Origin of the sequence: Duganella sp. SG902 (assembly GCF_013376005.1) — a bacterium.
Lineage (GTDB): Bacteria > Pseudomonadota > Gammaproteobacteria > Burkholderiales > Burkholderiaceae_D > Rugamonas.
This window is the reverse complement of sequence record NZ_JABMJK010000022.1, coordinates 11,282-23,319: the sequence shown is the minus strand read 5'-3', so window position 1 is coordinate 23,319 and position 12,038 is coordinate 11,282. Positions and strand designations below refer to the sequence as shown.

General features: G+C 65.1%; 6 protein-coding genes. 3 read left to right on the top strand and 3 right to left on the bottom strand.

Translation table 11 applies throughout. The features are described from left to right. Positions 1 to 191: 191 nt before the first annotated feature. From FHW83_RS28025 to FHW83_RS28015, 3 genes are all read left to right on the top strand, one after another. Complete coding sequence (locus FHW83_RS28025) at positions 192 to 1,211, top strand: sulfate ABC transporter substrate-binding protein (protein WP_176649645.1); 1,020 nt, start codon at positions 192 to 194, stop codon at positions 1,209 to 1,211. Between the two features lie 84 nt (positions 1,212 to 1,295). Further along, positions 1,296 to 1,517 (top strand): molybdopterin-binding protein, encoded by a 222-nt coding sequence (locus tag FHW83_RS28020; RefSeq protein WP_154376450.1) that lies wholly within the window; start codon positions 1,296 to 1,298, stop codon positions 1,515 to 1,517. A 387-nt stretch (positions 1,518 to 1,904) separates the two neighbouring features. Continuing rightward, on the top strand, positions 1,905 to 2,780 hold the full coding sequence (locus FHW83_RS28015) for a serine hydrolase (protein ID WP_176649644.1): 876 nt from the start codon (positions 1,905 to 1,907) through the stop codon (positions 2,778 to 2,780). A gap of 218 nt (positions 2,781 to 2,998) precedes the next feature. Here FHW83_RS28015 and recD read toward each other — a convergent pair whose 3' ends face one another. From recD to recC, 3 genes are read right to left on the bottom strand one after another with little or no spacing between them, the layout of a single operon-like run. Continuing rightward, a complete protein-coding gene (gene recD / locus FHW83_RS28010) occupies positions 2,999 to 4,930 on the bottom strand; it encodes an exodeoxyribonuclease V subunit alpha (protein WP_176649643.1) in 1,932 nt (643 codons plus the stop codon). After that, the gene (recB, locus tag FHW83_RS28005) at positions 4,923 to 8,606 is read right to left on the bottom strand and encodes an exodeoxyribonuclease V subunit beta (protein WP_176649642.1); all 3,684 of its coding nucleotides are present in this window, start codon (positions 8,604 to 8,606) and stop codon (positions 4,923 to 4,925) included. The genes recD and recB overlap by 8 nt, the downstream gene beginning before the upstream one ends. Next, positions 8,603 to 12,022 (bottom strand): exodeoxyribonuclease V subunit gamma, encoded by a 3,420-nt coding sequence (recC, locus tag FHW83_RS28000; RefSeq protein WP_176649641.1) that lies wholly within the window; start codon positions 12,020 to 12,022, stop codon positions 8,603 to 8,605. Before recC ends, recB begins: the two co-directional genes overlap by 4 nt. Between the last annotated feature and the right edge of the window lie 16 nt (positions 12,023 to 12,038).

Here is a 12,038-nt window from a genome sequence, read left to right as displayed (position 1 = left end):
GGCGACTATACACCAAGCTGGTTAAGGCCGTCGGATGCTGCCAGACTAGAGCGCGCGTCCTTGTTTGCCCACTAATGTTTTCAAAAATCCATATGCGTTTTCTAGTGAACTTCTAAGCATATAACGAAAAATTCGTATCTTTTCGGGGCGAAATTTTACACCATGGACGCCTGTTATTACGAAAGCTCATTATGACCACTAAAAATACTGCTCGCCGCGTTGTCATCTCGTCCTTCCTGGCCGCCTCCGCCGTCCTGCTGGGGCTGCCGATGCAGGCGCAAGCCGCCGACACCGTGCTGCTGAACGCCGCCTACGACGTCACCCGTGAACTGTTCAAGGAAATCAACCCTGCCTTCAGCGCCCAGTGGAAGAAAAGCACCGGCGAGAGCGTGGACGTGAACCAGTCGCACGGCGGCTCGTCCAAGCAGGCGCGCTCGGTGGCGGACGGCATGGAAGCCTCCATCGTAACCATGAACCAGGCCAACGACATCGACATCCTGGTCGAGCGCGGCGTGGTGGCGGCCGATTGGGCCAAGAAATTCCCGAACAACTCGTCGCCGTTCTACTCCACCATGGTGTTCCTGACCCGCAAGGGCAATCCCAAGCAGATCAAGGACTGGGGCGACCTGGCCAAGCCGGGCGTGAAAGTCATCATTCCGCATCCTAAGACCTCCGGCAACGGCCGCTACACCTATCTGGCGGCCTGGGGTTCGGTGGTCAAGAAAGGCGGCAACGAAGCGCAGGCGCGCGACCTGGTCGGCAAGATCTTCAAGAACGTGCCGGTGCTGGACGCCGGCGGCCGCGGCGCCACCACCACCTTCACCCAGCGTGAAATCGGCGACGTGCTGGTGACCTTTGAAAACGAAGTGAACCTGGTGCGCGAGGAATTCGGCGACAAGTTCGACGTGGTCTACCCGTCGATCTCCATCCTGGCCGAGTCGCCGGTAGCGGTGGTGGACAAGGTGGTCGACAAACGCAACCTGCGCAAGCAGGCCACCGGCTACGTCAACTTCCTGTACAGCGAAGAAGGCCAGGAAATCATCGCCAAGCACTCGCTGCGCCCGCGCTCTGAGAAAGCCTTCAAGAAGTACAACGCCAACTTCAAGCAAGTCAACCTGTTCACCATCGACGACGTGTTTGGCGGCTGGAAGGCAGCCCAGGCCAAGCACTTTGCCGACGGCGGCGAGTTCGACAAGATTTATAACAAATAACAATATTCAAAAGCATTCGTTCTCAAATGGCCGCCGTGCCCGTAATCTGGAACTGTTGTAATCAACCCAGACAAAGGAAGCACGATGGCCATTTCTGAAATTAATGTACGCAACCAATTCCGTGGCAAGATCAAGGAAATCATCTTTGGCCCGGTCGTTTCGGAAGTCGATGTAGAAACCCAGCACGGTATCGTCACTTCGGTGATCACCTCACGCTCGATCCAGGACCTGGACCTGAAAGTCGGCAGCGAAGTGATCGCCCTGGTGAAATCCACCGAGGTGTCCATCGCCAAGATCGGCAGTTAGCCAGTCCCCCGTCCCGGCTGTAATGCAGCCAAATTAAGAACCGGTCATTCCCGCGCAGGCGGGAATCCATGCTGAACTGATGACCACGCGTCCTATGGATTCCCGCCAGCGCGGGAATGACGGCTCACCAGTTTGTGGTCGAAAAGGCTTAACTTAGCGGCATTACCATCCCGGCCGCCGCCGCAGCCGTTGCACGGAAAAAAGCCCTGGGCGCTCCCGTCCCAGGGCTTTTTTGTTTTTAATCCGATACTTACGTACAATAGACGAGAAGCGACTTTAATGTTATTGTCTATCCTTAGAGAATATTGCCGTATAGCTAGACTATTTACGCGCGCCACGTCCCCCAGACGTGTCCGATAGACTCCTCTTTCCTTTTTACATACCGATATGCTCAAGAAAATTGTTGCTGTATTGCTGAGCTCGTTTACCGCGGCTGCATTTGCCGCCGTGCCGCTCGGCTCGCAGTCGGTGCTGGTGGTCGAAGACGACACCGGCAAAGTGCTGCTGGAGAAGAACGCCAACGCCCAGGTGCCCATCGCTTCGTTGACCAAGCTGATGACCGCCATGGTGGTGCTGGACGCCAAACAGGATATGAACGAAAAGATCGCCATCGATCGTTCGGACGTGGATATGCTGAAACACAGCGCCTCGCGCGTGCCGGTCGGCGCCGAGATTTCGCGCGGCGATGTGTTGCAGCTGGCGCTGATGTCGTCAGACAACCGAGCCGCTGCCTCGCTCGGCCGGACCTATCCTGGCGGCATGGAAGCTTTCCGTGCGGCAGTCAAAGCCAAGATCCGCGCGCTGGGTCTGACCCAGACGGTGATCGAGGAACCGACCGGTTTGTCCCCCCACAATATGTCCACCGCGACCGAGCTGGTGAAGATCGCGGCGGCCGCCTCGGCCTATCCTGACATTCGCCGCATCACCACTGACACCAAGGATGTGATCAACATCAAGGGCCGCAAGGTCGAGTATCACAACACCAACCGCCTGGTTGGCGCCAAGGGTTGGGATGTCGGGTTGTCCAAGACCGGCTACACCGAGGAAGCCGGCCGCTGCCTGATCATGCGCTTCCGGACCGGTGGCAAGAACAACACCCTGGTGCTGCTGAACGCCGGCGCCAGCTCGGTGCGCAACATGGATGCGGTCAAGATCCGCCGCCTGATCGCCGGGCCGGATGAGAAACCAAAAGTCATGAAAGCGTCGGTGAAGAGCAAGAAGAAAGCCGTCAAGCAAAGCAAGCGCACGCGCCGCGCGATGTAAGCGCTGTGGCAATGCACTTTAAAAGCCGGACCTGCGCGTCCGGCTTTTTTACGCCTGTAGCCCGCATTATTCTGTGGGGGCGTGCTAACTCTTGGCTGTAATGCGCTAATTACTAGCTTAAACGTCGCTCGGGCGGAGGCGGATGGTCCTCTGCTGGACCGATAGACGTGAGTGATTCAGCGAACTCAGCATGGATTCCGGCGTTCGCCGGAATGACGTTAGTTGTCGAGCAGGTGGCGCAGTCCGCTGGCACGCTGGGTTCGTTGGCCGATGGCGTCCAGCAGCACCTGGCCGTTCGGCGTCAGTAACGTAAAGTAGTCGCGGGCGCGGGTGATGCCGGTGTAAATCAGCTCCCGCGCCAGCATCCCGCCCCCCTCTTTCGGCAGCACCATGGCGGTGTGCAGGAACTCCGAACCTTGCGATTTATGCACCGTCATGGCGAACGCGGTTTCCACGTTTCTTAACCTTGTGGCAAGCACGCTGCGCACAGTTTCGCCTTCCGAGAAGTACACGCGCAAGGCTCCCGGACGCGCCGGGTCGGGCAAGGTCAGGCCGATGTCGCCGTTGAAAACGCCGGTCGCGTAATCGTTGCGGGTGACCATGACCGGACGGCCGACGTACCATTCGCCAGTTCTCTTGAGCAAGCCAGCCGACTGCAATCTTTGCTCGATTGCATCGTTCAAACCTGAAACGCCCCACTCGCCCTCGCGCACCGCGCACAAAATCCGGAAGCTTTCAAAGCTTCTTAAAATGGCAAGTCGTACGACGTCTTCAGCTTCCTGCGGCATATTCTTGATTAATTGCAAATAGCCGCGATAGCCCGACAAGGCCAGTTGCAACAGGTCGGCGGGCTGTGCCAGGTCGGTCCATGCCACTTTCCCATCTTGTCCAGAACGCAATATCTCCACCGCCCTGGCCGCGTCGCCGGCATTCACCGCCAGCGCCAGCGCGCCGATCGGGCCACCGAAACGACGGCTTTCGCGCAGCATCACGGTTTGCTGCGCTATCGGTCCGCCATGGCCGGCAAAGCTGTCCGGAATTTGCTGGCCGGTACTGGCGTGTACATATGACAAGGTTTCGGGCTGGTACTCGCCAGCCTCGGCGTTGTGGCACAGGTCGCCCAGCACGGCGCCCGCCTCCACCGAGGCCAGTTGATCCTTGTCGCCCAGCAGGATCAGCGTCGCCGTCTGCGGCAAGGCCGCCAACAACGCCGACATCATTTCCAGGTGAATCATTGAGGCTTCATCAACAATCAGCACATCCACGTCCAGCTGGTTGCCGGCGTGGTGCTGGAAGGCACGCGTGTCCGGCCGCGCCCCGAGCAGGCTGTGCAGCGTGCGCGCCGCGCCCATGCGGGCGGCAAGTTCGCGCAGCGGCAAGGCCGCGCCGACTTTTTCCGCCAGTTCGTCCAGCGCGACATCGATCGATTGCTTGAGGCGCGCGGCCGCCTTGCCGGTTGGCGCCGCCAGCGCCACCCGCAAGCCGGCCTGGCGCTCGCCAGCGGTGGCGAACAGCAAGGCCAGCAGACGCGCCACGGTGTAAGTCTTTCCGGTGCCGGGGCCGCCGGTGATGATGCCAAGCTTGCCGCGCATGGCCACCGCGCAGGCGATTTTTTGCCAGTCGACGCCACCGCCGCGCGGGGCGTGCGGGAACAGAATGTCCAACCAGCGGCGGATTTCGGCGGTTTCCGCGTCCGCGTCGGGCGCCAGCACCTCGCCCAAGGCGCGCGCACGCACCGCGCCGGCCACGTGAGTCTCGTCCTGCCAGTAGCGGCGCAGGTAGAGACGATCGCCATCGAGCACCAGCGGCTGGCTGATGTCATCGCCGCCCACCGGCCACACCTGGCGGCAATCGGCCAACAGCGCGCGCCAGTCGGCCACGTCTTCCGGCCACGGATCGACCGTGGCGCGCAGGTCGCGCCATTCGTCGCCGCTCCAGCCGAGCAGCGCTGCCGGATCGGCGTTCAATTCGCTCAGCAGCAGGCAGCTGTGGCCGCGCCCTTCCAGCTCGGACAACAGCACGCAAGCCGCCATCAGCTGCGGCGAGCTGTCGCCCACCGAGGCGATGAAACGAGCGAAGGCGCCGCTCAGGCGGCGCAACTGGCCGGCCTCGGTCAGCGCATCGACTTGCGCGAAAAATGCTTCACTCATGACGTGCACCCAACAGGCGTTCCAGCCCTTCCAATAATTCGGGGTCGGGCTCGATCCGGTAGCAGCCGCGCGTTTGCGCGTTGCCTATGCCGCGCAGGAACATGAAGATGGCGCCGCCCAGCTGTTCGGTCGGATCGTAGGCGCCCCCCAAGCGGCTTTGCAGCAGCCGGTGCAGCGCCAGCATGTAGATCGCGCCCTGGATATCGTAGCGATGCTCGGCCATGGCGCCGATCAGCGCCGGCTCGTGGTAGGCCGCATCGCCGCCGCCCAGCGCATTCGATTTGTAGTCCAGCACCCAGTAACGGCCTTCGTGCTCAAACACCAGATCGCAGAAGCCTTTCAGCATGCCGTGCAGCTCGCGCTCCGGCAGCGCGGGGCGCGAGGCGCCGCCCAGCAGATGGGTAGCGCACAACCTGTCCAGCGCACCGGTGCCCAGCCGCTCGCTCGGGAACCAGAACTCCATCTCCGGCAGCGGCGCGGCGATATGACTCAGCGGCGCGTTCAAATACGGCAGCGGCGTGCTGGCGATTTCGCGCAGCCAGGCCAGCGTGTCGTCCAGGCGATTGGCCCAGCCGGCGCGCTCCACGCGGCGCGTCAGGCGCGATTCGAAAGTCTCGTGATCGACGATGGCAAAGCCCTCCTGTCCCATCCACTCCAATTGCTCGTGCAGGAAGTTGCCCGGCACCGAGCCGCGCGGGAAGCGGTGCCACGGCGCGTCTTCCACGCGGGTGGGCAGCACCATGGCCGGCAGGTCGGGGCCTTCCAGCAGCTTTTCCTGCTGGGCGTCGCGCGGCACCGGGCCGGCGGCGCTGATGGTGCCGGTCGGACCGGTACGGCGCGCCAGCGAGCTGAAACTGCCGACCGACCAATCGCGCTCGAAATGGCCGCCGTAATGCTGGGGATCCAGCAACGGCGGACGTTGTTCGACGCGGTTCAGGCGCGTGGGCGCCTGCGTTTGCATCGGCAGCGTGGTAATGCCGATGGCGGCACAGCCCTGGCAGGCGTGCTGCCAGCGCTCCATCATCAGGTCCGACGGCAGCGGCACGCCACCGGTGAGCAGGTAGCCCAGCGCCGATTCGTGCAGCGTGTTGTCGCCGGCCTTGCGGGCCGACAGCGCGGTCACGCCCAGCCACAGGAAGTGGCGCGCGCGCGTCAGCGCCACGTACATCAGACGCAGGTCTTCCTGCAGGCGCGCGCGCTCCACCAGTTCCATCGCGGTGTCGGTCAGCGCCATGTCGATGCGACGCACGCCGTCATCGTCGCTGAATTCGAAGAAGCTGCGGTTGCGCCGCTCCACCTTGCGCGCGGTGACGGCGAACGGCAGATACACCAGTGGATACTCCAGGCCCTTGGACTTGTGGACCGTGACCACTTTCACCAGCTCCGCATCGCTTTCCAGCCGCAGCACACGCTCGTCGCCGGCACCCTCGCCGCCTTCGATCTGCTCCGCCAGCCAGCGGATCAGCGCCTGCTCACCATCGAGCTGGCGGCTGGCCGATTGCAGCAACTCGGCCAGATGCAGCAGATTGGTCAAACGGCGCTCGCCGCCGACCTGCTGCAGCAAGGCCGCCGGCAGTTGCAGCTCGTGGATGAAGCGGCGCAGCATGGCCAGCACGCCCTGGCGCTGCCAGACGATGTGCAGCGCCTTCAGTTGTTCAACACGTTCTTCCCACGCCAATTCGTCCGACGACAGGCGCGCCAGTTCGGCCAACGGCAGGTCGGCGGTGCGGGTGGCAAACGCGGCGCGCGCCAGTGCGCCATCGAGTGGATTGGCGACCGCCGACAGCCAGCGCAGCACGTCGGCCGCCTCCTCGCTCTCGGTGACGGAGTCCTTGTCGGACAGGTAGACGCTAGGCACGCCACGCCGTTGCAGCGCACGCCGGATGGCCGCGGCTTCCTTGCGGTCGCGCACCAGCACCGCGATGTCAGCCGGCTGCAGACGCACGAAGCCATGGTCGCCGCCCTCAAAGCCGGTGCGTTCGTCGTTCAGACGCGCCACGATGTCTTCGGCGCAGTAGTGGGCGAAGAATTCGCGGTAGCTGTCGGCCTTGAGGTCCTGCGCCGCGCTGCAGGCGATCATCAGCGCCGGCGCATCGCCGGCCGCATCGACCATGCGTTCCTTGCGGCCCTTGGCGCCGACCGCCTCGAACGGCAGCTGGTTTTCCTGCGTGACGACGTCGCGGAAGCGGAAGGCGCCGCGCGGGAAGCCGCTTTCCGCGTACATGAACAGGTGGTTGACCGCCTCCACCACCGGTTTGGTCGAACGGTAGTTCGTACCCAGCTGGTAGTGGCGGCCGGCGGTGGCGCGGCGCGCCGACAGGTAGCTGTGGATGTCGGCGCCGCGAAAGCCGTAGATCGACTGCTTGGGGTCGCCGATCAGGAACAAGCCGGTATCGGGGTCGTTGTCCGCCACACGATACAACTGGTTGAAGATCTGGTACTGGTTCGGCGCCGTGTCCTGGAATTCATCCACCAGCGCCACCGGGTACTGGTCGGTGATGCGCTTGCGCAGCGCGGCGCCATTCTCGCCCTGCAGCGCGGCGTTGAGGCGGTCCAGCATGTCGGCAAAGCCGAACTGGCGACTGCGCTTTTTCAGCTCCGCCATGCGGTCGGCCACGGCCGCCGCCGCGTGGCGGTACAGCGCATGCGACAGCGGCTCGATTTCGGCCAGCGCGAACTTCAGCGGCAGCGTGGCTTCAAAGTCTTCCGGCACCACCGTGCTGAAGTTCTTGGCGAAGGCGTCCTCCACGCCCTCGGTGGTCAGCCGGTTCCAGGCCGTGTCCGAAATATCGGGCATCACGCTGGCCGGATTCAGCGCCCATTCGCGCAAGCCGTTGAACCAGGCCGTCAGCGAATCGGGCCGCATCTTGTTACCGTTGAAGCATTTGGGATCGACCGCGCGGTGCTGGGCGATCCACTGTTCCATGCGTGTGGCGCGCTCGTGCCAGCCGGCCTTGAGCTGCGCGAGCTGCGCTTGCTGCGCGCGCTGCACGGTGGCGATCAGCTGGCCCAACGACTCGCCACGCCCGGCCGCATCGCCAATGATGTCGGCCCGCTTGACCAGTTCGCGGATCGAGGACTTCAGGGCGCCAACGTCGGTCCAGCAGGACAGCAGCGCTTCCAGCGAGTCCGCGTTTAGCGGGTAGACCTGCTGGCGCCAGTAATCATGGGCAGCGTCTTCGAACAGGGCCTGCTCATCGCTTACCAGTTCTTCGTCGAACAGGCTGCCGCTGTCGAATGCGTGCTCGCGCAGCATGCGCTGGCACCAGGCGTCGATGGTGAAGATGGCCGCTTCGTCCATCGTTTCCGCTGCCAGTTGCAGGCGGTGCGCGGCCTGCTGCTGGGCGCTGTGGTCGGGATAGGATTCCAGCAGCGCGTCCAGATAGTCGTCGCGCTGCTCGCGTTGCTCGTGCGTGCGGAAGTAGGCGGCGGCTTCCACCAGCCGTTCGCGCACGCGGTTGGACAGCTCGCGCGTGGCGGCGCGGGTGAAGGTCATCACCAGAATGTCGGCCGGCAGCAGCGGGCGTTTGTAGGCGTGCTCGCCGCCATGGCCCAGTACCAGCCGCACGTACAGCGCGGCGATGGTCCAGGTCTTGCCGGTGCCGGCGCTGGCCTCGATCAGGCGCGAGCCGTGCAGCGGAAAGGTCAGCGGGGCGAGTTGATTGGCGTTGTTCATTGCGCGCCCTCGCCTTCGATCTGTTCTATCGTCAGGTAGTGTTCCATCCATTCCGCCAGCGGGCCATACAGGGCGCGCGATACATCGTCGAAATCCGGCTCGGCGCTAAGCGCCGCGAAGTCCGGCCACAGGCGCGCCAGGCACAGGTCCTCGTTCTCGCCATTGACATCGAAGCCGCCGTCGTAGACCGCGCGCGGGTCGCCGTCCCGCACCAGCGCCAGCGCGGTCTTGCAGGCCGTCGGCAGCGGGCGGTTCATGCCGTCGCGCCACAGGCAGACCAGTTCGCGCAAGACTTCTTCCGCCATCGCCGGCGGCAGCGGCTTCATGGTGACGATGGCGTCACGCGCGACCAGGTAGCCGGTGACCTGCATGCCGGTGGCCGATACGGCCAGCTGGCGCAGCCACATCGCGATCAGCTTGTCGCCGCGCGGCTTGCCCTGCTTGTCGGCCACGCGCGAGGACATCTGCGCCAGCCACACGGTCTCGCTGCCGTTGCTGCGCAGCTGGTCGATCCAGTCGTCCAGCGGAACGCCGGCCAGCACCAAATTCAGCGCCACCTTGGGCGCCGCCAGCTCGTAGTGCTGGCGCAAGGTCAGCCACGCGCAGCGTACCGGCACCAGCGCCTGCACCAGCTGGTGCTGGTACTGCTGGCCGATCAGACCGATCGGCAGCACGCCCTCGCGCGCCAGCCGCTCGGCGCGCTGGCTCAACCTGTCATAGACCTGATCGATTTCCTCCGGCGCGTCGGCGTCGTCCAGCAGCGTGTCTTCCAGCAGGTAGCGTTCCAGCGCGTTGAGCGAGAATGGCTCCTCGTCCTCGCCCACCAGCGCCGCCTCGCCAAACATCACGCCCAGGCGCTGGCGGAAGAAGAAGCGCACCGGCTGGCGCAGGAAGTTGTGCAGTTGGCCGAGCTTGAGACGGAATTTGTCATCAATGTCGAACGGCGGCAGTTCAACCGATTCGCCGGCCGCCGCTTCTTCGCCGTGCGCCTCGCGCCATTCGCGCGCGTAGGTCAGCAGGCCGCCAGCCTCGAAATAGCGGCGGCTGAACGGCTGCAACGCATGCTCGGTGGTGCGCGCGTGCAGGTCCAGCTGCCAGCCATTGACCAGATAATCGCGCAGCTGCGACACCAGCACCGATGGCGGCTGCTCGCTGTTGTCGCGCACATTGCGCCCCACCCAGCTGATATACAGCTTGTCGCGCGCGGCCAGCACGGCCTCCAGCATCAGGTAGCGGTCGTCGTCGCGGCGCGAGCGGTCGCCGGGGCGGGCCATGCCCGGCTGCGCCAGCAGGTCGAAGTCGGCTTTCGGCGCACGGCGCGGGAAGTCGCCGTCGTTCATGCCCAGCAGGCAGACCACGCGGAACGGCACGGCACGCATCGGCATCAGGGTGCAGAAGGTGACGCCGCCGGAGACGAATTGGTGGTTCAGCGTCGGCTCATCCATCAATCCCAGCCAGGCTTCGCGCAGCACCGCCAACGGCACCGCTTCCTCGTAGCCGGCGCCTTCGCAGGTGTCCAGCCATTTGTTCAGGGCGTCGTCCAGCAGCGCCAGGGTGAGGCGGTCGCCCTCTTCATTGGATTTGAAGAAGGCCGCCAGCAGCGCGCGCGCCTGCAGGCCCCATTCGGCGGGCGAACGCGATTCGGCCAGCACGGCGCGCCAGTGCAGCAGCGCCTCCACCAGTTGCGCCAGCGAGCCGGCCAGCGCGGCATCCAGCCCGCCGACTTCGGCGTAAGGCTCTATGCCGGCGAAACTGGAAGCCGACCCGCTGGCGTAACCGAGCAGCATGCGGCGCACGCCGAAGATCCAGGCGTTCTGCTCGCCGGCCGGGCCAAGTCCCAGGCCGCTGCGGTGCTGCTGGTCGAGGCCCCAGCGCACGCCGGCGCCTTCGATCCAGCGGCCCAGCGTCGGCAGGTCGTCCTCGTGCAAGCCGAAACGCGCGGCCAGCGCCGGCACGTCCAGCAGGTCGCGCACCTCGCTCTGGCGGCAGCGCTGCTGCGGCAGGCGCAGCAGCCATTCCAGCGCCACCAGCAGCGGATTGACGCTGCGGTCGTTGACGTCGCCGATTTCAAACGGGATGTAACGCGGGTCGCTGCGGCGGTACTGCGCAAACACGGCGTGGATGGCGGCCGAGAAGGTGTCGATGTCCGGCACCATCACCACCACGTCGCGCGGGCGCAGCGGACGATCGCCATGTTCGGCGTCCGCGAACATTTGCAGCAATTGGTCGTGCAGCACCTCCACCTCGCGCTGCACGCTGTGGGTGACGTGGAATTCGATCGAGCGGTCGTCATCGGGCGGCGGCAGGTGCGGGTGCTCGGACAGCGGCAGCAGCTCGCGCACGGCGGCCTGCACCTGCGTCAACAGCGTATCGCCCTCGCCTTCGCTGAACAGGTCCACGCGCAGCGGCGCGGCGTCGTCCTCGCTGGCGGCGGCAGCCGCTTGCGCGGCTTCGTCGAATTCATCCAGCATGCGCACAAAGTCGCGGCCCTGCCGCCCCCAGCTGGCCAGCAGCGGGTGGCTGTGCGCGTGCAGTTCCTCCAGCGGGATCTGGCCCAGATCCTGGCCGTTGCGCAGTTGCTGGCGGCGGTGCGCGCTGCGCAGCAGGTCGCGTCCGTCGATGATGTCGCCCCAGTAGTACTGGCAGGGATTGGGCACGGCCAGCAGCACCTGCGTGTGGCGCGCCAGCGAGGCCAGTGCCTGCAGCGTCTGGAACGGCAGCGCCGAGACGCCGAAGATCACCACCCGGCGCGGCAGGCGGCCCAGCGGCGCCTCGCCGGCGGCGCTGGCGCGCACGAATTCGGTGTGGACGGTGGCGCGGCCGAGGCCACGCTCGTGCGGCTCGACATCGTCGATCACGGCGCGCCACAACTGCGCCTGCCAGCGCTGGTCTTCCGCCAGCGGCATGGCCTCGCCGCGCGCGTTGCGCAGCTGGTCGCGGCCGGCGCCCCAGTCGTCCAGCCAGTCGGCGCGGTAGACCTGGTACTGGTCGAACAAGTCGGCCAGGCGTTCGGCCAGTTGCAGTCGGCGTTCCGCCTCGCCGTCGGCCAGGAAGTGGCGCAGCGGCGCGAACACGGGATCGGCCAGCAAGGTCGGCAGCAGGCGCATCAGGCGCCAGGTCAGCGGCCCCTTGTCGAACGCTGAGATGGGCGGCACGCGCTCGCGCCCCAGCATGCCGCGGTAGGCGTCCCACAGGAAACGCGCCGGCAGCGCCACGCGGGCGGCGGCGCAGATGCCGTTTTCCTCGGCCAGCGCGATCTTCAACCACTCGGCCACGCCGTTGGACTGCACCAGGAAGATTTCCGACTCCAGCGCCCCCAGCGGGTGGCTGCGCAGCCATTGGAAGACGGCGGCGCGCAGCTGTTCCATCTGATTGCCGTGCAAAATCAGCAGGCCGGGGGTGATGCCAGGGTGCATGGGGCTCTTTGTGATG